At 53.0% G+C, this 25945-nt stretch carries 32 protein-coding genes; all 32 read right to left on the reverse strand.

The features are described from left to right. Window positions 1–2: 2 nt before the first annotated feature. Window positions 3–287 (reverse strand): ketopantoate hydroxymethyltransferase, encoded by a 285-nt coding sequence (locus D7M11_RS05865; RefSeq protein WP_120746228.1) that lies wholly within the window; start codon window positions 285–287, stop codon window positions 3–5. Next, complete coding sequence (locus D7M11_RS05870; RefSeq protein ID WP_120746229.1) at window positions 284–871, reverse strand: putative phage tail protein; 588 nt, start codon at window positions 869–871, stop codon at window positions 284–286. Before D7M11_RS05870 ends, D7M11_RS05865 begins: the two co-directional genes overlap by 4 nt. After that, window positions 864–1943 (reverse strand): baseplate J/gp47 family protein, encoded by a 1080-nt coding sequence (locus tag D7M11_RS05875; protein ID WP_120746230.1) that lies wholly within the window; start codon window positions 1941–1943, stop codon window positions 864–866. The genes D7M11_RS05870 and D7M11_RS05875 overlap by 8 nt, the downstream gene beginning before the upstream one ends. Window positions 1944–1945: 2 nt before the next feature. Next, window positions 1946–2341, reverse strand: coding sequence for a DUF2634 domain-containing protein (locus tag D7M11_RS05880; protein WP_120746231.1), 396 nt, complete (start codon window positions 2339–2341; stop codon window positions 1946–1948). Further along, window positions 2338–2679, reverse strand: coding sequence for a DUF2577 domain-containing protein (locus tag D7M11_RS05885; protein WP_120746232.1), 342 nt, complete (start codon window positions 2677–2679; stop codon window positions 2338–2340). Before D7M11_RS05885 ends, D7M11_RS05880 begins: the two co-directional genes overlap by 4 nt. Continuing rightward, complete coding sequence (locus D7M11_RS05890; RefSeq protein WP_120746233.1) at window positions 2657–3670, reverse strand: XkdQ/YqbQ family protein; 1014 nt, start codon at window positions 3668–3670, stop codon at window positions 2657–2659. The genes D7M11_RS05885 and D7M11_RS05890 overlap by 23 nt, the downstream gene beginning before the upstream one ends. 1 nt (window position 3671) lies before the next feature. Then, window positions 3672–4382: a peptidoglycan-binding protein LysM gene (locus D7M11_RS05895; RefSeq protein ID WP_120746234.1), complete on the reverse strand. Its 711-nt coding sequence runs from the start codon at window positions 4380–4382 to the stop codon at window positions 3672–3674. Between the two features lie 53 nt (window positions 4383–4435). Then, complete coding sequence (locus tag D7M11_RS05900; protein WP_120746235.1) at window positions 4436–6766, reverse strand: hypothetical protein; 2331 nt, start codon at window positions 6764–6766, stop codon at window positions 4436–4438. A 303-nt stretch (window positions 6767–7069) separates the two neighbouring features. After that, window positions 7070–7492: a phage tail assembly chaperone gene (locus D7M11_RS05905; protein WP_120746236.1), complete on the reverse strand. Its 423-nt coding sequence runs from the start codon at window positions 7490–7492 to the stop codon at window positions 7070–7072. Between the two features lie 14 nt (window positions 7493–7506). Continuing rightward, window positions 7507–7965 carry a phage tail tube protein gene (locus D7M11_RS05910; RefSeq protein WP_120746237.1) on the reverse strand — a complete coding sequence of 153 codons (459 nt, stop codon included), beginning with the start codon at window positions 7963–7965 and terminating at the stop codon, window positions 7507–7509. Between the two features lies 1 nt (window position 7966). After that, on the reverse strand, window positions 7967–9265 hold the full coding sequence (locus tag D7M11_RS05915; protein ID WP_338042476.1) for a phage tail sheath family protein: 1299 nt from the start codon (window positions 9263–9265) through the stop codon (window positions 7967–7969). A gap of 19 nt (window positions 9266–9284) precedes the next feature. Continuing rightward, the gene (locus tag D7M11_RS05920) at window positions 9285–9494 is read right to left on the reverse strand and encodes a hypothetical protein (RefSeq protein ID WP_120746239.1); all 210 of its coding nucleotides are present in this window, start codon (window positions 9492–9494) and stop codon (window positions 9285–9287) included. Further along, complete coding sequence (locus D7M11_RS05925) at window positions 9484–9915, reverse strand: phage tail terminator family protein (protein WP_120746240.1); 432 nt, start codon at window positions 9913–9915, stop codon at window positions 9484–9486. Before D7M11_RS05925 ends, D7M11_RS05920 begins: the two co-directional genes overlap by 11 nt. 459 nt (window positions 9916–10374) lie before the next feature. Continuing rightward, window positions 10375–11133, reverse strand: coding sequence for a DUF1906 domain-containing protein (locus tag D7M11_RS05930; protein ID WP_120746241.1), 759 nt, complete (start codon window positions 11131–11133; stop codon window positions 10375–10377). Beyond that, on the reverse strand, window positions 11130–11441 hold the full coding sequence (locus tag D7M11_RS05935; RefSeq protein WP_240040971.1) for a hypothetical protein: 312 nt from the start codon (window positions 11439–11441) through the stop codon (window positions 11130–11132). The genes D7M11_RS05930 and D7M11_RS05935 overlap by 4 nt, the downstream gene beginning before the upstream one ends. A gap of 11 nt (window positions 11442–11452) precedes the next feature. Beyond that, window positions 11453–11788 carry a hypothetical protein gene (locus tag D7M11_RS05940; protein WP_120746243.1) on the reverse strand — a complete coding sequence of 112 codons (336 nt, stop codon included), beginning with the start codon at window positions 11786–11788 and terminating at the stop codon, window positions 11453–11455. Between the two features lie 75 nt (window positions 11789–11863). Beyond that, the gene (locus tag D7M11_RS37725) at window positions 11864–11995 is read right to left on the reverse strand and encodes a hypothetical protein (RefSeq protein ID WP_275671661.1); all 132 of its coding nucleotides are present in this window, start codon (window positions 11993–11995) and stop codon (window positions 11864–11866) included. 13 nt (window positions 11996–12008) lie between these two features. Then, window positions 12009–12488, reverse strand: coding sequence for a hypothetical protein (locus tag D7M11_RS05945; RefSeq protein WP_120746244.1), 480 nt, complete (start codon window positions 12486–12488; stop codon window positions 12009–12011). Between the two features lie 17 nt (window positions 12489–12505). Then, entirely contained in the window at window positions 12506–15040 is a 2535-nt protein-coding gene (locus tag D7M11_RS05950; protein WP_120746245.1) for a hypothetical protein, read from the reverse strand. Between the two features lie 13 nt (window positions 15041–15053). Next, a complete protein-coding gene (locus tag D7M11_RS05955; RefSeq protein ID WP_240040972.1) occupies window positions 15054–15626 on the reverse strand; it encodes a putative phage tail protein in 573 nt (190 codons plus the stop codon). Continuing rightward, on the reverse strand, window positions 15623–17194 hold the full coding sequence (locus tag D7M11_RS05960) for a baseplate J/gp47 family protein (protein WP_120746246.1): 1572 nt from the start codon (window positions 17192–17194) through the stop codon (window positions 15623–15625). Before D7M11_RS05960 ends, D7M11_RS05955 begins: the two co-directional genes overlap by 4 nt. Beyond that, window positions 17194–17661, reverse strand: a complete 468-nt coding sequence (locus tag D7M11_RS05965; protein WP_120746247.1) for a DUF2634 domain-containing protein — start codon at window positions 17659–17661, stop codon at window positions 17194–17196. Before D7M11_RS05965 ends, D7M11_RS05960 begins: the two co-directional genes overlap by 1 nt. 1 nt (window position 17662) lies before the next feature. Beyond that, the gene (locus D7M11_RS05970; RefSeq protein WP_120746248.1) at window positions 17663–18055 is read right to left on the reverse strand and encodes a hypothetical protein; all 393 of its coding nucleotides are present in this window, start codon (window positions 18053–18055) and stop codon (window positions 17663–17665) included. Then, window positions 18042–19052, reverse strand: coding sequence for an XkdQ/YqbQ family protein (locus D7M11_RS05975; protein WP_120746249.1), 1011 nt, complete (start codon window positions 19050–19052; stop codon window positions 18042–18044). The genes D7M11_RS05970 and D7M11_RS05975 overlap by 14 nt, the downstream gene beginning before the upstream one ends. Beyond that, a complete protein-coding gene (locus D7M11_RS05980) occupies window positions 19049–19687 on the reverse strand; it encodes a LysM peptidoglycan-binding domain-containing protein (protein ID WP_120746400.1) in 639 nt (212 codons plus the stop codon). Before D7M11_RS05980 ends, D7M11_RS05975 begins: the two co-directional genes overlap by 4 nt. A 29-nt stretch (window positions 19688–19716) precedes the next feature. Beyond that, complete coding sequence (locus tag D7M11_RS05985) at window positions 19717–22152, reverse strand: ribosomal eL19 family protein (RefSeq protein ID WP_205127033.1); 2436 nt, start codon at window positions 22150–22152, stop codon at window positions 19717–19719. 33 nt (window positions 22153–22185) lie between these two features. Next, window positions 22186–22344, reverse strand: coding sequence for a hypothetical protein (locus D7M11_RS36695; protein ID WP_168928295.1), 159 nt, complete (start codon window positions 22342–22344; stop codon window positions 22186–22188). Window positions 22345–22367: 23 nt separating this feature from the next. Next, complete coding sequence (locus D7M11_RS05990; protein WP_120746251.1) at window positions 22368–22757, reverse strand: phage tail assembly chaperone; 390 nt, start codon at window positions 22755–22757, stop codon at window positions 22368–22370. Window positions 22758–22790: 33 nt separating this feature from the next. Next, the gene (locus tag D7M11_RS05995) at window positions 22791–23195 is read right to left on the reverse strand and encodes a phage tail tube protein (protein WP_120746252.1); all 405 of its coding nucleotides are present in this window, start codon (window positions 23193–23195) and stop codon (window positions 22791–22793) included. Window positions 23196–23209: 14 nt separating this feature from the next. Beyond that, on the reverse strand, window positions 23210–24679 hold the full coding sequence (locus D7M11_RS06000; protein ID WP_120746253.1) for a phage tail sheath subtilisin-like domain-containing protein: 1470 nt from the start codon (window positions 24677–24679) through the stop codon (window positions 23210–23212). Then, on the reverse strand, window positions 24679–24906 hold the full coding sequence (locus D7M11_RS06005; RefSeq protein WP_240040973.1) for a YqzN/YkzM domain-containing protein: 228 nt from the start codon (window positions 24904–24906) through the stop codon (window positions 24679–24681). The genes D7M11_RS06000 and D7M11_RS06005 overlap by 1 nt, the downstream gene beginning before the upstream one ends. 42 nt (window positions 24907–24948) lie before the next feature. Continuing rightward, window positions 24949–25782, reverse strand: a complete 834-nt coding sequence (locus D7M11_RS06010; RefSeq protein WP_120746254.1) for a hypothetical protein — start codon at window positions 25780–25782, stop codon at window positions 24949–24951. Between the last annotated feature and the right edge of the window lie 163 nt (window positions 25783–25945).

Consider the following 25945-nt stretch of genomic DNA (forward strand, 5'->3'; position numbering starts at 1 on the left):
CTCTATCCCTCCTTGATCAAAATGGTTTGGACCATAATCGTATCCGCTGTAATCGGGATATCGACTGCGTTGGCGCTGATCACATTGCCGGAAGCGTCCTGCAGCTCGATGAGCGTAATGTCGGTCACGCTGCCTGCCAGCACCATGTATTGCAGTGTCAATTGACTAGCCGTCACAGCTTTTAGCAGGAAATCCGTAATAACTACAACGCCACCATTCAGTACAACTTTGGCAATGCGAGCTTCGGTGTATTCCGCAATCTCAACTAAATAGGAAGACTGTATCACTTAATGATCACCTCCGGCTCCAGGGATGCGAAAGGCATAACACCAAGGCGCCAATTGCTACCGAGCCGTGTTTCCCGGTCCATGGTCCGCTTCACGATATGCTCCTCGAATGCAAGGATGTCTCCGACCGCTGTTTGCTGTCTGTATACCAGGTTCGCCGGTATGGTCGTTCGGACCGTCCATTCGACCTCGCGAAAAATAGCCGCATCGTCGATTGCAGCGGCAACGGTTAATATGAAGTTTTGCACGTCGATGCTTACAGCGGCCCGACCAGCTCCGACGAGAAAGTCGAGCCGCTCCTGAAGATACCGAGTTGTAAATGGCGGCTTGGTTGAGTAGCGATTAACGATTCGCTTCCGTCGAAAGTCCAGCGACTCGACATTCGAATCGGCCCGAATGCTCAGCATCTTCTCACGCCGCTTGATGGCAGCCAGGCCGGATGTCAGCACGAATTGATCGTTGAGTAACTGTGTGATCGCATCAACCACAAGTTGCAGCTCGGCGTCCTCCGTCGCAGCGAGCTCGATAAAATCCCGAATGCCCTGGTAATAGTCCGGCCAATAGGGCGCAACAGGCTTATTCATCGATCGTCACGCCCCCTGAAACTGGAATCTCATCTGCAGCCATTGTCACGTTAGTCGCCGAACCGTTCAATTCCGTGTCGGCCACGTCTTCCACGCCGGGTACCGTCAGGATACGCGCGTCGATCTGAGCCACTCGCACAGTTAGTTGCGACTGATTCGCCCAATCCCTCCGAAGCTCCAACAGATACATATCGATCGCCGCTTCGATATCGCCTTGCACCTGCCCGACCGTGGTACCGGGCGCAAGGATAACGGTCGCCCTCACATCGATCGTCATGTCCGAAACGCCGACGATGGTTACCTCATGACCGATCGGCGCCGTGCCGTAGCCGTGTCCGCTACTTGCGATCGGATCGACATTCGTCTGTACCTCATTGATCAGCATAGGCGTAGGCTCACTCCAGTCGCTTGCAATGATCGTTGCCTTGACTGTGCCCCCGCCGGCCCACGACGGGAAGATTTTGACTGCTCCGACCCCTTGTATGGCCCCAATCTTCCGCCGGTAATCCGCAACGTTCCCGCCGTATGCCGGCTCGTTCACGATGGCGTAATACCGCGCCCGCAGCGCATCGTCTGCCTCTGTATCTTCTCCCGGCACTAGGATATCGGATAGTTCGGCTCGGGCGAGTCCGGACACGTAGCTGACCGGCAGCAATGCGCCGAAAGACTGATTCCCGACAATGCCGGCCGTTTCGCATTCCAGCCTAAACGTTCCTTCGCTGATCCGGCTGACTACGACATAGTTGACACCATTATGGCCGTAACGCCCTCCGATCGGCACATCGAAGAGGAGGTTCGCTTTATCTAAAAACACCCCCTTGCGCTGCGCCTTTGTCGCTATCCGCCGATTCACGCCGAACTCGGCTGTTCGCCTTGTCAGATACTCGCCTGACGCTGTGTCCGCGAAGGTCAAATTGTAGTTTACATCCAATTCTACGTACAACTTCGCCAATTCCGCAGCCGCAGGAGCCAGTGCATTATAGATGACCCCGCCTTCTCGCTTGTCGATATCGCTTGGCACGCGGGCAAGCATACGTGCCAGTATGGCTTCAAAGGTTTGTGTCTCGTACAAGCTCATCCCCCCTGCGTCGCTGTGAAATTTCCATACTGCGTAATAACCGTAAACGTAGCCACGCTTTCGTCACCTGTCACAGTCACTACAAAGTCCGTTACGTCGGTAATCCGGTCATCCTGTAGCAAGGCTTTGCGGATACGCCGCCTCAAATCCGATTGTACGGTTGCCGGCCCTTTGCCAAGCAGACCTGCCAGTTCGATGCCGTAATTATTGCTGTATATGGTGTATTCGAAGCGCTCGGTTTGCAGGATGTGGAACACAGACTGCCGTACCGCATCAATACCGTCCACAAAGCCAATAACCCTGCCAGTGACATAGTCAAGCTTATAGGTTTTTCCTGGAAGTGGCCCGTCGGCTTGACGAATATTTCCGGATACAGATCCTTGTGGAATCATGGCTGCACCATCCTGTCCAGGACGACAAACCGCTGCCCGCCCTGTACGCGCAGCAGCAAAACCGCATCGCCGACCTCCAGCCCTCGCCGGATGACAACCGGCTCTGTCAGCGCTTCACCTGTTGTTCCTTCGCTGTAACTGTGCGTATGGTTCAGATCGACCTCATACCCGATCAGAGATTCCGGTACAAGCAGAAAAGCTGCCGGAAGCTTAAGCCGCTGATCGACATCCACTTCAAGCGGATCGACCGCCGTCACCGTACCCGTCATGACAGCAACAGGTTGACTGGCATCGACTGCCCCGACGGCTGCCTTCTTAACTGCCTCCAACAAACTCATCGTTCAGCACTCCTTCCAGTTCGAGCCGCATCGTATGTTCGTTGCCTGAAAAACTATGTTTGCACTCGTTGACGAGAAATGGGCGCAAATTTACTCCGATCTCGGCAATATTGATCCAGATATAAACGCCAGCCCGCACCCGGATGTCCCCAATAGCATTGATCTGAAAGGTGGACATAGCCCGACTTTTTAGCGCTAACATAGTCGTGAGCCGCTCCTCAATCTGCGCCTTATTCATTTTCTCGTCATTCAGCTCTTCATACAGTTGCAATAACCCCCATGAGCGTATGCGATCGTCGTCTGTTCGCGGATAGGCTTCACGCTTGCCGGTCTCCTTGTTTTGCCGGTACAAGATAATGGAGTTTGCCGAATCGTCGATCGATCGTTTGATCGTGAAGTCATAGAGCAGCGAGGTATCGCCTAGTACGATGTCCAGCGCTCGGTCTCTGGTGTCTTGCAACGTCAGCGAGCCGAAATCGTCGTATAACACATAAAGCTCCCCCGTTGAATGCACGGTGAGAGTCAGCGCTTTGCATATGATATCCATCAGCTTTTGGTTGTCTTCCACTAAAGTTGGGATGACATATTTCGTGTCCGCCAGGTTGCCGATGGAGAGTTGGAAGTCCGCTGCGATCTGCTGAACGACCTGTGTCGCTGTCACATCGGCAAGCACATATCCGTAGTTATTCATCAGGTAACGGAGCTGATCGTACGCGGTAAACTTGGTTTCTTCTCCGCTTCCGGACTCAATCGTAAAAATGAAACCATAAAACACCGCCTCCCCTGCATCCGTTCGAACGCTGACAATGTCGCCCATCTGAAACGTAAAGCCTACGTTTTCGTTCCATATTCCCGGTCCGCCGCTAAGGATGGTAAATTCCAGCACCGACGCTTTGCCCCATCGTGATGTTTGATAACTGAGCTCGGTCACGATGCCGGATATGTCCCACACATTGCCGTTTTTGTTATCGATTCCGATGCGAAGGAGCATATCAGTTCACCTTCAATTTCGAAAATGTCTTCGGCAGTTTAATAACCCGATTATCCGAGGGTTCCAAAAGTTCATGTTCCGGTATACCGTTAGCCGCCGCCAGCTCACGCCATACGGCGTCTGTGCCATACCAGCGTTTTCCCGCTTCCATGAGTGCCTCATAGGTTCTGTAACCGGGCTTTAGCGCATAAGTGTCCGGACGAAGTCGTTCATCCGGGCGTTTCGGCGGCTCAAGCTTCTGCTCGGTCTCACCGTCGGTATTGATATACGAAACCACCTTGCGCGGCGAATAAAACACGTATTCCTTCAAATTCAGCTTGTATTCGATGTCACCCGGGCTGCCGGCCTGCTCCGACCAGGTAAACGATTCAATCGAGGCCGGTATGTTGATATCCACTCTATTCTTAATATCTTGCGACTTCGTGAAGGAGTTGTAATTCCCGGCAAAAATAAATCGAATCGGATACTTGGCATCCTTCCAACGCTGGATATGTTCAATGTAGTACATGGGCACAAACACCGGGAAATCCTGAGATACAAACGGATAATATTGAGCGGGAAACACGCTGCTGAAACTGACCTCACGCAGCTTCGGGTTTTTGATTACGTTAACCTCGCCCGCCCGCGTCTCCTCCGTATTACCGCCCGGACCTACGATGTCATAGGTCTTCCCTTGTCCGCCTTCGGTTATTTCGATGGAGGGAGGCAGCACCGGGATCGTGAACCCTTCGGCCTGATTGTTGAAACCAAGATAAATTTCGTAATTTATAGCTCATACACCCCTTTCGCGGTGTTAGCAACCTCTTTCTCCATAACGCGTTTAATATTTTCCATCATCACATCGACATCGGTCGGTGTATACTGATGCACTTCTCCGATCGTAACCGACGGTGTCAGCGAGACGAAGTTCTGAATGTTCTTCATCTCGGCAATATCGCGCATCACCTTCAAATCCTCACTGCTAACATCCACCGTATCCTTGATGTGATCGACGTTATTGACATTGTTAATGTTGAGACCGCCTCCCAGTAACGTGTCGTCTGGCAGCAAACCATCCGAGTCAACCTTAAACATACCCGTCAAACCGCCGATCATTCCTTTAAGCTTGCCTCCCAGGTTGCCCGCTCCTTCGATCGCACTGTCTGTCATTCCCTTGCCATAACCGAATCCAGCATTGTAGGAATCTATCGGATTTAACATGGGAACGGACGATATAGCTTTTTGGCGGAATTGACCCAGTTGCTGCGCCATATTCGCCAATTGGTTGCTGCCCAAATTAACGGATGTAGGTATCCCTAATTGACTTGCACTCGGGATATTCGGGATCTTGACGCCGGGAATATGGTTCAACAGATTAAGTAGTTGATTTATACCACGGATGGCAAAATCGATTGTGTTCACCAGCCCGCTCAAGATAGCATTGCCAACCAATTCGATTGCTTTTACGGCCCCTGCCGCCATATTCAAGAAACTCTCGCCTAGTGATAACACTAGGTCAATCACGAGTTTAATAATCACGGCAATCGCGTCCCAAATGACCGCTCCAAGAAAGAAGAGTATGCCAACCATCCCTCCGACAACATCGGATACGGTTCCGCCAAAATACATAAATATGGCGATAACCGCGATGACAATCGCGATAATAAGCAACAAAGGCCAGTTTGCGGCGATCCATGCTGCGGCGGCTATCGCCGCCGACACGACCGCAGCAGCCGCTAGAATCAACAAGTACCCCAGATATAGGGCACCTGCGATCATTATGCCCTGTACTACCACGGACAGCACCGGAGATACGGCAGCCCACAGACCCGAGAAGAACGCAATCGTCTTTTGGATGGCCGCCGGGATATGCTCTTTGAACCACACATAAAGTTCAGCCACTTTTGTTACTGCGTTCAGTGAGAAGACCGAGAAAAGATTGCCAAGAACCTCGATATCGCCCTTCAATTGATTAAATGGTTGCGCATTGAGCGCGTCCATTTGCCCGCGGGTCAGGTTGAGTTTGCCGAAAACTTGTTCGATCGCCGCACCCAGTTGATCGAAGTTCCCGGTTTTGGCCGCACCCGTCAGTTGATCGGCGAGAGTTTGCGGAATGTTATAGCTGTCTACAAGCGATTGTGCATCCCCGGACATGACTTCTTTCATTGCAGCTGACGCTCCCTCGAGACCTTGCGCCGGATCAAGCCTGGCAAGCCGGTTGGTCCATTCCGCCATTTGCTTGAGCTGGCCCACATTCTGCGCGAGCGGCAAAAATCCGTTCCAGGTCTGCCCTAGCTCGGTAGCCGAAACATTCAGTTCATTCGCCTGATGGACCAACGTTGCCATCATACGCTTTCCTAGTTTCAAGTCGCCAAGCCGGGTTCCAAACTGATTTTCTTGTGTCTGCATGGCGCTGCCGACCTCACCGATTTTTTTTGCGGCTTCAGATAACGATTGTATGGACAAATACTGCCCGACGATACCCTTGAGCTTCCCGAGCCATCCGCCTAGCGCGTTTTCCGACTTTTTGGCCGCGTCTGCCGGTTGGTTCTGCAACTGGCCCAACTGCTGCTGAAGCGCAATCATTTGATGCAGCAACGCCACCACTTTCTGCATGGCCGGAGCTGCCCCGGATTGCTGCTGAGTCAGACCTTTGCTGGCCGAACGCAATTGACCGACGGCGCGAACCAGGTTTTGAACAAGACTGCGCAAACTCTGAAGCATCGTTTTCAGCGATGAAGGCAGTTCAATTTTTAAACGTGCCTCTAAGTCCTTACGAATAGAGACTGCCTGCGCCAACACATTGGCCGCATCCAACAGCACACGTATTCTCATATTGCCGATTCGCTGCCGAACTTGTTTGATACTTCGCAAAATGTTGTTAGTGTCGAGTACCGCCCGCAAAGTTATTGACCCGTCAATAGTGCGGATACGTCTTCTCACCCGCTCGATGCGATCCATTGCCTCGGTTATATCAATAATCAAAGTCACACTACGCTGAAGCTTGCCTCGAAGACGTTCGGTGCGGTTCAAGGTTATATTTATTGTCTGGTTCACCTTAACCAATGCAGCATAAACATTATTAAACAGCTGTAAGCTGGTATTGATCGTCGGCATTTAGCGCCCTCCTTCCCGGGCAAAGTAAAAACGCCCGGAATGGGCGTTTCGTTGTGAAGCTCACAGAGTCGTTTTTTGTACCAGCAGCCTTCCCCCCGCATTTTCTTCCCAATGTCACTGGGAGAGGGAAGGCCGCCTTTCACTTTTTATTCATTCGGCTTTTTTCCGTTTCAATCCGTATATCGATCATGGCATAAATCGCGGCCTTCTCGCGCCGGGACATCCGTATTAAATCTTGCGGTAAAATATGGAGCTCGTGGAGGGCATAGTAGGCGTAGTTGGCCTCACCGTTGCCCTCCTTGATCAGTTTTTTACTTCATCAACCATATCGGGCACGCTTTTGTCGAAGCCGTTCAGCTCCTGTACCTTTTCGGCCAGAGCCGCATATTCGCCCGGCAGCAGCATTTTCCGAAGCAGACTTTCCGCTCCCATCACGCCGTACGATTCTTGCAGCTTGCTGTCTTTCAGATTGGGGAAAATAACGCTTGCCACAATAAGCTTAGCAACGTACTCCGTCGGGTTTGTCTCTGGTATGGTGACTCCTTTTTTGACTTGCACTCGTTTGGTCGCCGCTTGACGGATGTCCTCGTTCTCCGCTTCGGTCATACTGCGCAGTTGCCACGAAACCGGCTGACCTGCGGCGTCCTTGAAGCGGCTCGATACAGCAAACTCCACCATCTCTGCCACGCCAGCATTCGGGGCAAAAAATACGCTCAAATCACTCATGATTCATGTCCTCCTCAGGATAATTCCGTAAAAATGGTGTTCAATTCGATACCGTCAAACGTAAATGCGACCTCTTCCTCCAACGCCGTCGAGTCGGTGTCCAGCGCCGCCATAATGACGCTGTCCAGGTTGACGTCCTTCAAGATGACCACCTGTCGGCCGGCCCCGGATGCCGAATCATCGTTCGTCACTTTGATGCTGAAATACGTATCTTCGCCTTTGTCCACGTAATCGATCATCATCTTACGGAACCGCGATGTCACGTAGAAGATGGTCATCGTACCGGTGCCTTTCCATCCAGTCGTCTTATGCTGCGTGCCCCGGCGGCCCAGTGTCTTGATTTCCGTTTTGTCCTTTTCGATTTTGGCTTCCAGCTTTTTGACGTAAAACATTTCGATGTTTTCGCCGTTGATCGTAGCAAACGCTGTGCCGTCCTGCCCGGAAATAGTATCGCGCGCGTTCAAAATCGCCATCTTAGCCCACCGTCACTTTCATGTAGATTTTCTCGACCGAGTCGATCGGCTGCACATTCACTTCGATGTACACGCTATCCGAATCAGTGCCCTGCTGCACCGACAAGTCCGTTTGGGGATCGACGTTTTGCAGCGCGCCGATGTTTTGGAGATTTCGCAAATACGCCGCGCATTCGCCCCAGAGCAATTCACGGCCGTCAGCGCTATTGCCGACTTTACCGAGATAGGCCGACTCAAAGATTCGTTTAAAATCGTTACCGATGCCGTCCAGCACGCGAATGACGCGGTTTTTGCTGAACATCTTTCCTTTGGTCGGCTCAAAGCTAGTGAAGCTGTTAATGTCGACCAGAACCTTTGCCTTTTCCTGGGCCGGCACGAACACGAATTCCCCAGCCGATACCGCTGCCTCCAGTTGGGAGTTGGTGTAGCGCGTCCCGACATCAACAGCGTCATCGTAGGCCTCGTAAGTCAAGGATTCGTTCATGGCTGCCCCGGCCGTCGCAGCAGCTACCCATGCTGTGGCTTGAGCTGCCGTCAGGATCGTCCCATCCGACAGCCTCACGCCATTCTTGACACTAATCACGCCTTCGAAATCGGCAGTTGTATAGTTTTCCAACACTACGTGAATCTTTTTCCCCTCATCGTCGCGCAGCCGTTTGGCAAAGGCCACATACAGGGCTTTCAGATCGTTGGCTGTCCCCGGATAGGCGATCGTATTGAAATCGTATAATTCGATCGCGGACAAATAGTCCGAATAGTCGCTATTTGTCACCGAACCATCGGCGCCTGAGACGAGGGGGGCTCCGGCTGTCGTCGCAAGGTTTCCGGTGCCGCTCCATACTACCCAATCGTTGGCGACAAGTCCGGGGATTGCAGCGACGGTTTGCGTGTCCACAACCTCACCGCTCAACAAGGTATGGACGTCAAATAAATCCTCATCATCCAGATTGGTTTGGATGACGACGGATAAATCGTTACCTCGTATGCCGCCCCATTTCGCCGTAGCCGTCAAATTGCCCGTCGTAACAGTCGCCTTTGTTCCCGAATTCAAACGGTACAATAACACTGTCTGTGCTCGTTTGAGCGCCTCACGGACTAGCAGCAGTTGCGAAGCTGTAATGTCGTAGCCAAGCGTAACGCTCAGGTCATCGCCTGGATGTATTTCGATAACCGTCTTCGGCGTACCCCATGACATGGACAACCCCATTGTCATTGTTCCGCGCTCGCCTACCGCACCCACGGCTTGCCTCTTGCCTGTAAAATTGATATATACACCGGGAAGTACTTTGTTTTGAGTCAAAAAAGTTCCACCTGCCAAATCATTCAGCCTCCTTATTTAAAAATGCCTGCATAGCCGCTTCAGTCTCAGCTATCGTGCAGGTCGTTCCATCGTCAAGCACAGCGGACAGAATATCCTTCTCCCTGCCCGATCGATGTCGGGATTTCAGAAATTGCTCTTTGGTATAGCGGGCGCTCGGAGTCTGGGGTACATCCGGTTGGACGGATTCTTGTTCGCCTTTACGTTTCAATCACATTTCCCTCCTGATTGAGCGTCTGCATGGTCGGCACATCCGGTGATGGCTCCCACACGATAAAGCTGTAGGTTACGTAAAAATGCAGGACATCGTCAATAATTTGAACACGCATAGCTCTGCCTGTTTTCTTATAGTCGCCTAGCGTGATTTGCTTGAGCACGCCAGTAAGCTGCTCGGCCATGTCGTACATGTCGGCATTGTCCCCGCCAACTGCAAAATACTGGACAACGATTGGATGCTCGCGCCGGTAGCGCTGACCAAGCTCCTTCGTGTGCGTCGGCTCCAGCAGCCGTACAAAAAAACGAGGCGGATCGGGCAATGGATTGATCTCCTCGCTGGAAACTGCGATGTTGGGGAACTCCTCTTCCAGCGCACGAACAACGCCGTTTCGCACGTCGTTAAATGTGACTTGCACCTTATCACCACCTAAACGATGTAAACACTTGCATGCTGCGCATCGAGGTAAACACTTCGATCACCGTGTTCACTACCTCGCGTTCAGCCACCACCTCCTTTCAAAGCCGTTACCATCCTAGCGGCCTCTTCCCGAACGCAAACCGGCCTCATGCAAAATTGCCTGTTCGCCTCCCATCGTCCCCAAATACAGGAGACGCATCTATCCGGCTGCTTGCAGCCTGGCTTCCGTTTCCTTCTCGATCTCACTCCAGTCACACCCATGCTCTACTTTTCCTCCTGTCCGTGATGTACTGCATGAGATGACAGGAGCGACAAAAAGACCGCCCTTGGCGAGCGGCCGTCTGTTTTGCTCTTAATGAAGTTATTCCTGTCCTGATTATAAAACAAGAACGCACGTTCTTGTAATTTCATCATGATTGTCCTTTTTGTCCAATCTGTAAACTGTCTAGCCCATATGCTATTCCGTGTGCTCCGGAACATACATGTGCAATGGCTGGCCGGACGCTCTTCGCAGCTCGTTTGCCAGCTCGTTGCGCCGCAATTTATCCGCCCCGGAGGCTTTACCGAACTCGTGCGCCAAAAAACGCTCGATAATCTCATTCACATCCTCCGCCTTGAGCCTGTAATTCAAAGTGCTCCACCATCCTTCGTCTCCATAAGATTCGTCCAGATCGATACCGATGCCGTTAACTTGAATATCGTTTCGGTGCTGGTATAGATGGATTCCGTCCGCTTTGTGTCCCCGGCTCCAGGCGTACGTTTGCCAGAAGCGCGAGCAGGCCCCGGCGGCACGCACCGCTTCAATGACCGCGCTGGAGCCATATACGCCTGTCACATAAGCGGGCGATGCCTCCCCGGCAGCACGGATATATTCGATGATCGTGGGCATTTGCGCCGCCGTCGCATCAAAATCGACAGCGAAATAAATTGCGCTACCTTCCGGTTGGCCGATCGCTTGCGCCGTTCGCGCCGCAATTACTCCGTCGCGAAGCCCCGCTTCCCGCCCCCCAAGCGCCCGGTCGGCCGTCGTTTCGTATACGGAAACGAGACTCAAGCCAGCCTCGCTGATAGCCTCCGCCTCTTCCCGAGTCAGCCGCTTCCAGCCCTGCGGCACAAGATAACGGCATACAAAGTCGAAGCCCTGCTCCTTGAAGGCGGCTGCGAGTGATGCGTTTAACGGTGTTGCGCAGTCAAAGCCTTTGGTTACGCTGGTCATGTGTCCTTCCCTCCTGGCGGATGCAGCGATTTCGCTTGAATCTGTCCTGCCGCAGCGGCGACAAGAAAAGCATTGGCAAACGCGAGAAAGCAAGTGCGCCAATCGACACTCGTACCCGTTGCCAATTGAGCCGCGAGCAGTATGCACCACGCCACAGCAACTGCGTACAGATCGGTCGGTATACGCCTTCTGGGCAGCAACTTGTCAAGCAGAGCCTTCGTATACTGCACGATGTAGAAGGTAAGCAACGAGGCGCCGCCGATGCTGAGCAGCGCCTGCCAGGTGAACAGCTGCGATTGCATACGCATCCTCGCCTTCTTTATTTGAATTGGCTCCAAACAAAGGCGGCTGCTCCGCTGACAGCTCCGGTAATGACCGCTGCAAGAACAGTACGCCAAAGCCACTCGATATCTCCCTGAACCCCGGACCACTTTTTATCGGAGTCCATCTTCACTTCGTCAATGCGCTGGTGCGCCGTTTTCGCACGAAGATCGGCTTCCCGCGCAATGTCGTCCGACTGATCAAGCTTATTTATGAGACGATTCAGTCCGGTAGCCATGTCGTGAATGGCCCGGGCATTCGTCTCCTGCAACGCCTCCAGCTTCCCGACCTTGACTGCGATATCGGAAAGCATGTTCATTCCTTGATCACCCATAAGAAGCTCTCCTTTAGCTTAGGCATAGTAAGAAAAACTTTCGTTTTATTGAAGAAAACCCCGAAGGCCCGGGACTTACGAATGTTGGGGTTGAGCGAGAATGGCTGCCGCCTCAGACGCAGAAATAATCGATTTCGCAGCATAGCCGAGAAGTTTCTCTTCGTCGATTCTTTTTAGCTTCCACATACCAAGCAGGAAGTTGTACATGTGTATCACTCCTTCAATCTTTGTCCAGCAGAAATAAAATAGCGCCTTCGGCTGCTTGAAGGCGCTGTTCGAGTGCAGCTTTATCCTGCTCCAGCCGTGCAATTTTTTGTGCATCCGTTTCCGGTTGTGGGATATTCCGGAGCGCTTCAATCTCCTCCTGCGTCAGTCCTTCTGTCCAGAACTGCACATCCGGGTGTGGTAAAGGAATCGGCTGGTCATTACCGTCCAGCATTAGTTGGCCATACTCATCTCGCTGATACTCTTTTGATGCGCTGTACGATGCCCACGTCTCCAGATCGAAGCGTGGCTTGAACAGACCTGGAGGGACTGGAATGGCTACACGGTAGCCTATTGGAACTAGGTCGAGTTTTACTAAGCGCTCTTCTTCCAATGCAGGTTGCTTGAAAATTGGTGTTACGTCATATTCGCTCAACGGGACCAGTTCCGGTTCGATATAGTAGCCATTTAAGTCGACCTTGATTGCTTCTTTCATGCAGACCCTCCTGATTACTATTCAGCTCTAAATTTAATATTTCTAAATAATAAGTGTTCTGAGTTTATTCCTCGGTCAACAAAAACTCGACCATCTGTACCAATAATTAGGGTGCCAGTAGTCCAAGTCGTACCGTTGTACGAGCTAACGTCAAAAAGTAACGTCCTTTTAGGCCGATACTTACTAGGCAAATACATTATAGTTGTTCCTTGTGCTGTAGCTCCCCCTGCAATGTCTCCAAAAATTTCGGTTTCGTCGTTGTCATTTTTTGCGTAGCCAATCGGCGGGTAATCATTACCCTTATTTGTCCACTCATTCAAAAGGGCCGGCGCAATCTGTTGCGGCTGCTGTTTCTGGGTATTTATCGTCTGTAATACGGAAACATCCCGGCGAAGCTCGCTAATCACATGAACAGCATCATCCACCGCTTCTTTCATGTTCGGTGTCACAACTCCGGTTATCGTCAGTGGAGCAATGCCGAACTTGTACGTATCGAGAGCAATATAAGTGACGCTGTATGCAGACGAAGAACTGAACTTTTCAACACGTGGCATATAGGCTTGAAGGGTATTGGCTCCTAAGTTCCTGTTTAACTCCCAAGATGCGGTATCTACTAAGGTGTCTTTGAAAATTGTGAGAACATGGTCTGTTCTATTCCTCAACGCAGATGCGCCCATATCCTTGTTATTGATATAGTACGCTTTTTGTATGCCGTTGTAATAAACGTTCGCCTTTTCCCGCACAACAACTCCCGTCCCCATCTCAATCTGGTTAACACCATTATGCAGCATCAATTCACCTTCGTAGCTAATAGGTTCGTCAACGCTTTGTAGGAGTTGATACATGAGTTTATATCGGCTCGGGCCGTTAGCCTGATTGTTTACAACCCCATTAATATCATTGGAAGATGTATACCATGTCGGGCCTTCTGGTATTGCTCCTAATCCATACCAAAACTTGTTTCCTGCTCCGGTATACGGCGCTGGTGAAGCAGTGTTATTTGAGGAAATTCTCCAGCCGTTGAAATACGCCTTAATCTCGTCTGATGTCGGTGAGTAATCTTGTCCCCAACCTGAATCAGCGTCGGCGATGGAGATATAAATATTACCATTTGTAGTGGTCGTATCGATACAATCAGCAGCATCCCCTGCTGACGAGTTCTTCAGTACTTTGCCATCGTACTTAATCGCAACTCGATGTAAAGGCGAGTGGTCGAGTTGGATATTTGCTTTTACTGTCTTGTACCCGGTGAAATCAACATCAAAAACCCACGATAATGACCCATCCAATACCATTTCGCGAAACCTTCTAATTGCTCTCGGTTTGCCATAGCCATCCATATAAATCTTATCCGTTACGCTACCGTCCACATTCGAACGCAAATTACTATCAGGCAAATACATATAAGAAGGCTGCTGTGGTTCAAACGGTAGAGATGTGGGGCCGACGTTCAGCAATGGATTAGACGCTGTAAACGTACCGACTACCGCCCCATTCGATACCGAGATCTGGACTATTTTAGACGTCCCTTTTGTGACGAATGAGAACGGCGTAGGACTGGCATCAAAGTTTTTATAAGTGATGTTGCTAACTTCATCACCGACAGCATAGACTGCGTTCCCGCTTATACTTAGCGTATATGTCGTGTTCGGGACAACCTGTATTTGCACAAACGACGTATGCCATACAACATCAGGTGAAGTTATTACTAGTTTGTAAGGATCAGTTATGTTCGCATTTGAGTGCACCGAGGTCCACTCCGAAAAAGGCGGCACCAAATTCCTCCCCGGATTCTGAACATAAACTGCATTGACATGTTTCATGTCATCGATATATGGATACTTGGCAGCTACTTGTTCGGCAGTCATGGTGTTCAGCGCGTTGTACTCGGCTTGGGTGATTTCGTATATTCTAACCGAGTCAACGAAGGCTGATTGTCCCGACGCCCCTCCCATCTGCAGCTCTATACCAACATTGGTGCTTGTCTCGGTAATAGCAGCCTTAGCGTAAACCGTCTGGAAATATTGAGTTTCAGTTACATGGGGAGAGTTTACAACTGTGCCATTTACATAGGCGAGAGCAATCCGCGGGCCTGTTGCCGTTGTATAATTCTTCATGGCGGCAAGCGCGATATAGTATTTTCCTGCTGAAAAAGTTAGGCCATATTTATTTATATTCCCTGCCGTATCCAGCAAGGTGACATTGCAACGATTTATCCCGGTTACAGGGTTTATGGCGCTGGTTACAGCATCTACCTTCCACTTACTCCAGTTCATTCCGTTCTCAAAATTCCCATCCCGCCCGAGCAAATTAACCAGCGTCCGCCCGGTAATCTTCATATCCTTGAACCGAGATTTGCGATCTGAGTGAACGATGCTGACACCTTGCGGGATGGTGATAGGTTTTGCTGCAGCAGCTACAATTTCACTGCCGATCTTCTCATCAATGATGTCGAAAGGGGTATTGAGTGCTGTATCGATATTGAAGGTCAAATTCCCGTCAGTAGCGGGATTGTATTTATGCAAGCCGAGATTAGGTGTCGTGCTCGACAAGAAAATCAGCCTCCTAGTTCGGAATAAAAGGAGCAAAATCCGTCATTCGGCGGGTTTGCATCTCTGCGATTGTCATCGTTTGATGAAGCTGTCCGACCAGTAAATACTTGAATGCATACTCCACTTGCAAATGAGCCGGGAGAACAGCCCGGACGGCATCCTTCAGATCTTCCAAATTCGGCGGGGCTCCGATCGTATCGACGAATCGAACCCAGATCGTATAAGCCGCCGTATCCTCCATAATGTCGACCGCGCCCAGCTCGTAGCTTTCCGCTACTTCTTTCACCACCCGGATCGTAGCCGTTCCGACTCCGCGTATCCGGGATACGATCCGGTCCTGCCGCTCGGAAACCGGTTGTTCGGGAGCGGGCGGTAATCCGAGCTCGCTTTCCCAAGCATCCAAACTCCAAGTAGCCGACCGAGCGAAAAATTGATCCAGCGCTCCGCTGAGCGTCTCACGAAGCTTGTCAACCTCGGTCCCTTCCACTTGCATAAGGGATCTAATGACCCTGGACGTCTCATAGTAGCCTGGTAAATAAGCGGCCATTCGTTGACCGCGTATGCTCGTAATCGGGGAAGAGCTCATGTGAACGACACCGTCCCAAGCACAGCGACTTCCTGCGTTCCAACCGTTATATTGCCGGGCCCGCCATTCACGAGCAAGTTCGAGTAGTCGAGCACGCCGGTTGTATCCAGAATGGCTTGACCGACTCGCACGCTGCGTACGTCGTTGTCGTCAGAGAACGCGAGCGAGCGGATGTATTCAGCTATATTTTGTACGACGGCGGCCTTGACACTGTCAGTGTTATATCCGGTTGCGATGGATAACGCCGCAGATATGTTTACAAGCACGGCAGTTGCCGACTCTATGGTGACCCGGGCTCCGACCGGGGCTTTGCCTTCGCCGGAATTGGTGGAGAACGTTGATACGATATCGCAAAAATCAATCCACACCGTAGTCGAGGTATCCGACTGCAAGCGAGTTAGGCGAAGCTCCAACTGATCTTGACCATTCCAATAAAAGTTCTGGGTTACTCCGGTAAACAGTACGGAAAAATCGTCCGCTTGGAGCGTCCGGAGCGCATTTGTGCCACCGCTCGGCGTTGTTTTCACCCATTCGTTCATATTCACGTTCCAAACTCCGAATTGAAGCAGGTTACTGGTTCCAGACGAATCGCTTAATTTGATCGAAGAGGTGGCTTGCCATATTCCCGGCTGCGGCAAAAGCGTATGCAGTGCCTGTCTCACTTCACCTGCTCCCGACAAGCTATAGTCCATTTTCACACTGCTGCCGGAGTCGTCCCCTTCTCCGTGATCGATCGTTACCCCATGACCGCTTAGAGTCATCGCTTCGGCTTCGATCCTAATCTTCCAGGGCGGTGCTATATACTCCTGAACTTCCTCTACCAAAGACTTGTCGGCCGGTTCATTGTTGCTACCGATAATAGCCACGCTTACCGTTCCTGGGCCGTCCCGAACCGGAACGACGGACACGCCTCCGACTCCGGGCACTTCCAGCGCCCAATTTACGTAATCGGCTTTATTGCCTCCGGCTGAAGGGCTCCGTACTTTTTGAAGGTATCTGGCTAAAAGGGAGGGGTCATTCTCCGTATCGATACCGCCTTCCATCGCCGTTATATTGCTGACACTCGTTACTCCCGGAATTGGTGAAACCATAATGCTAACTGCACCCGCCGTTACATTGCCGGATATGCCAGCGACAACCGCTAAAGCGCGAACCGCAGTTGTACCCGTTTCGCCCAGCGTAACCTCCTGCTTCGTTACAAATTCTACAGATGAGGTGCCTGTCACCCGATCAGCCGGCGTGGCTACTCGTGTCCCCGCAGGAATCACCGTACCTGCTTGACCCGTAAAATGCACCTGCCCTTCGGCCTTCACCGCCACCCGCCGGGTAAGCCCATGCTCCTCGCAGCGCATATCCAAATACGGCCCGAACGCAGTTCCGGCAAACCCTCTGCGCAGCACTTCCTGCGCCCAAATCGCTGCTTGGGCAAGCTCGATAGCGGTCGGGGCTACCGCGTCCCATATAAAAGAACCCTCCGATTTATCCAGATCGGAGGGCAAGCTGTCCAGCATGCGCTGGCGTATCGTTTCTTCCGTTTGGTCCTGCAAATAATTCGGCAAAGCCGCCATCAGCTTGTCACCACACTTCCGTCAATCCTGGATTTTTGCTGGCGCACGTTCGTTAGCTCGCATTGGAACAGGCAGCGCTCGCCATCCCATTCGAACGAGAACGGGCCTACGCTGTCCGTACGCGGGTCGGTCTTTAATGCCTCCGTCGTCATCCGTACAATCTCCGACTCGATCGCCCGGCGGGACAAGCCGCGTGGAATGAGCTCATCGTATTCTTGCCCGTAGCTCCTGGAGTACGCGAGGTAAGTATATCGCTCGGTACGAATTGTTTTTTTGCACCACTCCAGCCATGCTTCCGCATCGATGCAGTCCGCTATTTTCCCGGTTGGGGTCGTGACGAAATCACCTTTAGCATAATCGAAGCGCCAACTGCGGCCGAACTTCACACCGCTCCTTGCCGTTCCATCCGTATGAATGCCAGGCACCGAAGAAGACTCTCCGCCGCTTGTTGGAAACAGATTTGGCATATTAGCGCACCACCTTACAAAGGACGACCGCTTCGGAGCCTCCTGACACTGGAACCGCGAGCACTCTATCGCCGGGCTTCAGGCTGTCCTTGAGCATCAGTTGCACCTCTTCGATGTCCGCCTCGTCGAACTGAAAAGCGCCTGTACCCGATACCTCTTCGCCGTCACCGTCCCGCAGCCCATTTACCCGGCCGGATAGAGAAAATGCGGGAAGCTTCAGCTTGATGCTCCAATCGGCGACCCAGAAGTCCTGAATCTCATGTTTGAACGAATCGAGCTTGAGCCCGCTTCCCGTCATCGTGCCCAATTCGGAGGGAACGCCCGATAGGGCGGTCGACGCATGGCCGGCCATCCGGTTTTCCAGTACGGCTGCCAGCTTTTTATACGGGTCCATCCATGAAATACCTCCTTTTGACATAATCGAACGAAGCCAGCTCCAGTGTCATCTTCCCTAGACGTCCGAGCTCGTGACGGACGGACGTAACGATCAAATCCATCCCGCTTCTCGCCAAATGGACGCGATCTCCGGCGCGAATCGTATTCACGTCGATCGCCGATACGCTGAACGTTTCCTGTATGCCTGCCAAATAGCCTTTAGCCGCAGTCACTGCTTCGCTTACGGTCATAATATCGCTGTCCATGACCACTTTCTGCAAAGTGCCGTAAAGCTCGGTATCTTTGGATTCTACGGCCAGTACATCCGTCGCTGCTTCGGGGTTGTCTTCCTTGCCGAGCACTTTGACTCTCGTAATAGTTCCTTCCAGCGTTCGGCGCTGCGTAATCGAATCGATATTGCCGCTTGGGTCGAGCACCCACACGGTTTCGTTGCTGCCGATGCGAAACAGCTCCAGTCCGTTCGGCGTCATGCGCGGCCGATACAAAGAGCCTCCCTTACGAGCCGTCTCCTTCAGATCGGACGAAAGCATCGCATAGATCGATTGCGTCCGGTATACTTTTTTGCTAAGCGTTTGAACCGTATCTGGAATTTGATACAGCTCTATTCCCCAATCGGCAGCATATTTCTGCAGCCGCTGCGAAGCAGTCTGACCGGCTGGAAATAAATATTCGTCTTCCGACTTCGACAAGTAAATAGTCCGGTCGTAGATCGTAACTGTAAGCCGGTCGGTCCCATGATAGCTATTCTCGCACTCCCAAACGACGCCGGGATGAAGCAGGTACACCATATCCGTGCCCCCATACGGAATACCGGACACACGTATCTCTTGTCCAGGACCCATTCCGGGAAAGTCGTCCGAGACGAGCAGGTTGACGGTTGCTCGATACGCGATTTCGTCAAGCGACTCCTCAAGCGAGATGCCCTCAACAAGATCCCCGAGCAAATAGCGCCGATCCAGCACCACTTCGTAAGAACGATACGCTTCGCTGCTCATGATGGCATCACCAGCTCCTGTCCCGACAAGATCCGGTCCGGATTCGGCCCGATGACAGATGTGTTCATCTCATAAATATCCCTCCAGCGGCTGCCGGAGCCTAAATTCAATTTGGCGATAGCCCACAGTGAGTCACCGGATTGCACCGTATAGGTTTTGGGGACGGGCTTCAAGTCGGGCCGCGCCTCAGTTGCGGTTCCGCCTCCCGACAATTCTTCAATTGTACGTATCCGGTACTCTCTCCACGTGCGAAACGTCAGATCGAAATACACATCTCCAGGTTCATTTGCTCTAAACGAACTATTATGGGAGGAAATGATTACAAGCACATTCACTTCCGTAGGCGTTATCATAAGACGAAGCGGCTGTCGGTCGGACATCCATGTGTTGATCAGGTTCATCGTCTGCTGCGGATCGGGAATCGTCTCGTAGCGGCAGTAGCTGGGGTCCGATTCAGCGGGAAAAAAGGAGGAGAACGAAATTTCTTTTATTTTCTCCCCGTACGGAAAATCGACTTCGCCCAGGTTAATAATTTGAAACGTCTCGAGGCTGCGATCCCGGCGGATGTTGATCTCGGACGGATTAACAGGGAACCATAGCTTCTGACCTGCCGCGTCCTCGAGTGTGATATCGATTGGCTTCATCAGATCGGTAAAAACCGTGCTCATTTCGCCACCACCTGATTGTCCATAGATGCTTTGATTTTACTGACGATTTCCCAGCCAATACGTCTGGCCAAGCCTTCTTCGTCAATCTCTTCCTTAGGCATCACGACCTGGACGCCCTCTATATTAATGTTGTAGATTGGTTCGCTTGGAACAGCAGCATTATAACCATACGCCGCCTGCGCAGGAGCGCCGCCTCTCGCATTTGTTTTTCGTTTCTTTCCTTTTCCTGACGAATGTGGATCATCTTTGGCAGCCGGTTCGATTGTTGAAGGCATCGCCTGCATAGGGATTTCCGCTTTTGTTCCTACTGCTTCGGTTTTGGAACCGAACAACTTACCGCCCAGCCAATTGCCAAGCTTATCGCCGAGCATACCGCCGATCACTCCGCCGGCAGCCGTACCGATTCCAGGCAAGATCGCGCTGCCAAGAGCCGCTCCGATTGCCGCGCCACCCGCCCCGAACGCAACTGCGGTTGCCGCCTGCGCTTTATTGTCCGCAGTGGCGATTTCCAGCGCGCCCGATGCAAGTCTTAGAGGCGCCGCCATTTTGGCACCCGCTTTCAAGAGTTTACCTGCACCCTTTGCCGCGTTTTTCAAGGAGAATTTGCTCGCGGGCTTTGCCTCCTTGACAAAGTCGTCCCCAAAATTTCCAAGATTTGCGGGAATACCTTGCGTGATGCCGCTTGTCACTCTAGGTGTTCTGCCAACCTTAACTCTCCCCTTACTCCCTTTACGAGAACTCTTCTTACCATCCCGATCGGCATTGTAGTCTTCCGACACCGCAATTTGTCCAGGACCAGATCCATTTGCTGCGCCGCCCCCACCACGACCAAATAAGCCAAGTATGTTTTTTAGCGCGGCAGCTAGTGTATCGATTGATTTGGAGAACGAGTCAATCGACTTCCCAAACTTCTCCGGAATTTCAGCAAATGAGCCGATCGACTTGGCAAACCGTTCTGGTATATCGGCAAAAGAACCTAGCGACTTGGCAAATTTCTCGGGCAGTTCCGCAAAAGACCCGATCGACTTGGCAAATGCCGCTGGAACGTCGGCCAGTTCCTTCAACGATTTCGAGAATTTGCTTGGGAGCTCGGCAAAGGTGCCGATCGATGCGGAAAACTTCGCGGGCACTTCCGCCAGTTGGCCTAACGATCCGGCAAACTTCGCTGGAATATCGGCAAGTTGACCTAGAGACTCTGCAAATTTGGCAGGCAGCTCGGCAAATTTGCCTATCGACTCCGCGAACTTTGCTGGTACCTCCGCTAGCTTCCCTAGTGACTCCGCAAACTTCGCTGGGATCTCCGCCAGCTTCCCTAGCGACTCCGCGAACTTCGCTGGCACCTCCGCCAGCTTCCCTAGCGACTCTGCAAACTTCGCCGGGATCTCGGCAAACTTGCCTATCGACTCCGCGAACTTTGCTGGCACCTCCGCCAGCTTCCCTAGCGAGTCTGCAAACTTCGCTGGGATCTCAGCAAACTTGCCTATCGACTCCGCGAACTTCGCTGGCACCTCCGCCAGCTTCCCTAGCGACTCTGCAAACTTCGCTGGGATCTCGGCAAACTTGCCTATCGACTCCGCGAACTTTGCTGGCACCTCCGCCAGCTTCCCTAGCGACTCTGCAAACTTCGCTGGGATCTCAGCAAACTTGCCTATCGACTCCGCGAACTTTGCCGGCACCTCCGCCAGCTTCCCTAGTGACTCTGCAAACTTCGCCGGGATCTCGGCAAACTTGCCTATCGATTCCGCGAACTTCGCCGGCACCTCCGCCAGCTTCCCTAGCGACTCTGCAAACTTCGCCGGGATCTCGGCAAACTTGCCTATCGACTCCGCGAACTTCGCTGGCACCTCCGCCAGCTTCCCTAGTGACTCTGCAAACTTCGCCGGGATCTCGGCAAACTTGCCTATCGACTCCGCAAACTTCGCTGGCACCTCCGCCAGCTTCCCTAGTGACTCAGCAAACTTCGCCGGGATCTCGGCAAACTTGCCTATCGACTCCGCAAACTTCGCTGGTACTTCCGCTAGCTTCATTAATGATTCTTTCAATTCATCAATAGCTTTAGTAAAGTTTTTCGGAATCTCAATCAATTTCAAAACTGTTTCAACTATGTTTTTAACGCCTTCCGTAAATTGATTGAAGCCTTCCGCCAACGTTTTCACGATTTCGGCAAATGTCTTCAAATGGTCCAGTATGCCTTTTTTCTGCGGCGCTTCCTGGACCGTTACGGCGACATTGTTCACAGATACGGCTACAGCTACGACCGATTTGCTGATCGAGCCGCCGCTCGTTCTTGGCTGTGAAGCCGGCTTCATATTTGCCATTCGTTCAAACGCACTGGCTACCCGCTGAGCATACTGCTCGATTCGATAAAACGCTACGATCGTGCGATCAACCGACTCTCTTAAGCGATCATGCGATCGCTTCAAGCGGTCCATACTATCCAGAGCTGCCAGTTCGGCCATCCGCCCTCACCGCCTTCCCGCCTTTGGCATTTGCTGTTGCAGCATGCGATCCTCCGCCTCCAGCTCAAGCTCCATACTCGCCAGCAAAAACAGCTGCTCGCCGCGCGGCAGTTGCCAGAACGCTCCGGGGCGCAAGTGGTGCCGCACCCATAGGATGTGCAGCATACCCGCCAGCCCCCCGGAGTCGATTAGTTTTTTACTTCGTCGAGCGTCGTGTTGAAGCCGCTCAGGTCAAGCACTTCGTCGCCGAGAGCGGACAGCTCGCCTGCGAGCAGGATCCGCTTGATCACTTCCTCGCCGCCGCTCGCCTCGTATTTCGCCAGCAGCCGGGAGTCCCCCCAGTTCGGGGAGACGGTGGCTGCGGCGATGAGGGCGACGTTAAACTGCTCTTCGTCCAGACGCTCGGACTTTTGCCCGCGGCGATCGGAACGTTCGGTGCATCTTTCGCGCAGCGTGTACACCTGCTTGCCGGTCAGGCCGCGAAGCTTGACCGGGATGCCGAGGCGCGCCAGGGTGACGGTTTTTTCCGGAAGCCGGTCGGCTTCGAGCAGTTTTTGCAAAATTTGGTCGTCCATCATCGTCGTATTCCTCCCGTAAATCGTAAGATATGGTTAAATCGCCGCTACGCGGTCGTTAAGCGTGTATTCCTCGAACGTGAAGGATACTTCTTCCTTCACTTCTTCGCCGGCCGTCCAGTTGGCCAGTTGCAGCTTGTCCAGCATGACGTTTTTGAGCGTAATCGTCTCGAAGCCAAACGCCTCGGGGTCCTCCAGCTTGCTGATCAGCTCGAATTTGTCAAAGCCGCGGGCGATCATATCGCTCGTTACTTTGAAGCCGCTGATCGTGCCGGTTCCTTTCATCGGGCCTTTTTTGTGGCGGACCCACGGGTCGCCGGCGAGGTTGAGCTCTTTCTTCTGGATTTCCACATTCGCTTCCAGATGATTGAAGTTGCTCTGCCAGTTGCCGTCAATAAAGATCTTTCCATAAGTGCCCATAAATACGCGGTTTGCATCCATCGCTCAAGTTCCCCCTAGAGCACGATAAACGTGCCGAAAATTTGTTCCATCGCGTCCGTCAGACGCGCTTCCCAGTTCAGATACACTTGATCCGGCTCCGGCGTGTAGACGGCGGACGGACCGTAATATTGCGGATCGAGGTACACATCCCAGCCTTCGGTCTCAATAACGCCGGACTGCGCAAGCGACTGCATGTACTGCTTGGCCGCTCCGATCAAGGAGAGGCGTCCTTCGGCGGTATTGTTCACTTTGCCGATATAGCCGTTCTCGGCGGATGCGATCAGGTCCGCCTGGATGGCGTCCATGACGCGGATCGTGCGGATTTTTTTCCAAGCGTTGTTTTGCCCCTGATGCAAGCTCGTTAGCGAATTGACGCCCCGAAGCGCCTTGACCCTTTTACCGTCGTGCACGAGAAGGAATACGCCTCCTGCTGCCGCCTGCTCTTGCTCGCCACGGGTCCAGCGGCGGGTAACGTCTTCGAACGGGGTAGGCGCATAGGTCGTCGACTCGCTCAGCTTTTGTCCGGCGATCAAACCGGCAACGAACGCGGACATCTGAGCCGAGCTGTAGGCGACGCCGTTCAGTACTGCGCCCGTGCCGACATTGACAACACCCTCGTGATTGTACGCAGCGCTGCGAGCAGTCGCGGCGCTGACGGCGGATGCCGACGTATCGTCGGCAGAAGAGCCGCCAAGCACGGCGATGATTGTTTTGCCCTCCGAGCGTACCCGGCTGACCCAGGAGACCACGCTCGTTTGGATGGCTGCATCGGACAGACCGTCAAGCGCGAACAGGTTGAATTGCTGCGTTTCGCATGCCGACAGCGCATTCGTGTAATCTGCGGCCACAATGCCGTCGATACCGGAATTGCCTCCGGCGAGAGGATAGCCGCTACCGTCTTTGAGCGCACCGCTGCCCTCGGCAAGTTTGGTCGCCGCTACCCATTTGTTGGCCGAATCCGCATTGATCGCATCAACCGCCGCCTGGATCGAGCCCCCGTCAAACGTAAAAGTTTTCAGCAGCGTCGTGCCTTCGAGCAGACGGATGTCCTTCTTGGCCGCATCAACCGGGTTCGGCTGAACCGTAACTTTGAACTTGTTGCCGCGGGCTCCCGGGTATTTCGCTTCCAGCTTCATAACGGAAACCGGCGTTGCTGTCGTATCCTGCAAGGTGCAGGTCGCTTTGGCCGCATCGGCGTCCGCCAAGCGGTAAGCCAGCACCGTCTTGGCTCCGCCCAGCAGGGCGAGCTTCAGCGAAGAATACGCCGTCGCGCCAGCCGTCTCGTCGCTTGTATAGGCCGCGTCAGCAGCCGACAAGCTCGTAATTTCTACAAATTGGCCTACCGGTCCCCAATGGGCTTTTACCGGCAGCGCCACGACGCCTCTTGCCCCGGGCTGAACGGCTGCAAGCGCCGCCGCCTGAAAATTCATATACATACCCGGCAGTACGGGCATTTCCGTTTTACTCCAAGTTCCTCCAGCCATTACGACAGCACCTTCCTTGTTTGGAATTGGCGGATCAACCGCTCTGTTTCTTGGATCGTGTACGTTTCCTGGACGCTGCCGAACAGCGCGCCCGTCACAACCTCCGGTTTGACCTCGAATAACGCTTCGGCGTTCAGGAGCAGCTCATCCCGCGTGTAGGATGCGGCGCGGACAACGGGGTCCGGGCTTCCGGCCGGCTGCTGGGGCACTTCTTTTTTGCTTGCCATCGTGTGATCTACCTCCTTTGTATAGGGAAACGGCGGCTCGGACTAGCCGAAACCGCCATCTGCATGCACTTGTCCGATCAGCGGCGCTTCGTCTGCCGATTTGGCTAACTTTTGGCGGAATGTGACGGATAGCTGACCTTTCGTCAGAGCGTCTGCCGTGAAGTCGGCCGTTACTTCGCCAGAGGCGATGTATGTTCGCGCGACCGTGTCCAGTTGCAGCTTGGTTGTTCCGGCGAGATCGGCGGACAACGTGCGGACCATGGCTTCTTGTTCTTGCAAGGTTCGGCCGATGACGTGACCCACGGCTTTATGGTGCAGATCTGCCGTTGCCGCATTAACATTCGCCGCTTCCATCTGCTCGAATCGCCACAGGACGGCGGGAACCGCATAATGCTGCGGCCAGCTTTGCCGATATACGTGCCACTCGGGGCCAGTTTTGCCAGCCGTCCAGCTGCATACCGGGTCCAGCGGACTGCCGGAAGACGGAACCTCCTCGGCGCCAACAGCCATCACGGAAAAGGTCAAAATACGAACGAGCGCCTGGAGCGCAGCGTCCATCTGTTCGGGAGCCTCTGTTCCCTCGTACCGGCATGTAAAGTCCGGCTGAGTTCCACCGCTCGCCAGCCTTACGCCGTGCAGCGCTTGAACCGCTTGATCGGCCCAGAGATCCAGGTCGGCGGCCGCATCGGGTTCGCCGTAAAGCGCCACTTCATAGCGGTTCTTTTGGCCGGTCCACGCGGATTCGCTCGACTGCTTGGCAAGCCTTACGGTCGCATAAGGCTTCGTAGTCGCAGCTGCTGGCTCCCCGATGTCATAACAGCGTCCCGACAAGTCGGGCAGCTCGCTTACGAGCTTGTTTTTGATGACTTCGCGCATGGTTCACCTCGATGTTCTTCTTTGTTCGTGCCCGGACGACAATAAGACCGCAATGCCTTATCCAGGCTCAAAACGGTCATGTTCCCTTGCCGTTACGGCGATTCGCACGGCCACTCGTCCACCGTGAAATGAAACCCCATTCGATCTGCTTCGCTGTTCACGC

The sequence above is a fragment of the Paenibacillus ginsengarvi genome (genome assembly GCF_003626695.1).
Taxonomy (GTDB): domain Bacteria; phylum Bacillota; class Bacilli; order Paenibacillales; family NBRC-103111; genus Paenibacillus_AB; species Paenibacillus_AB ginsengarvi.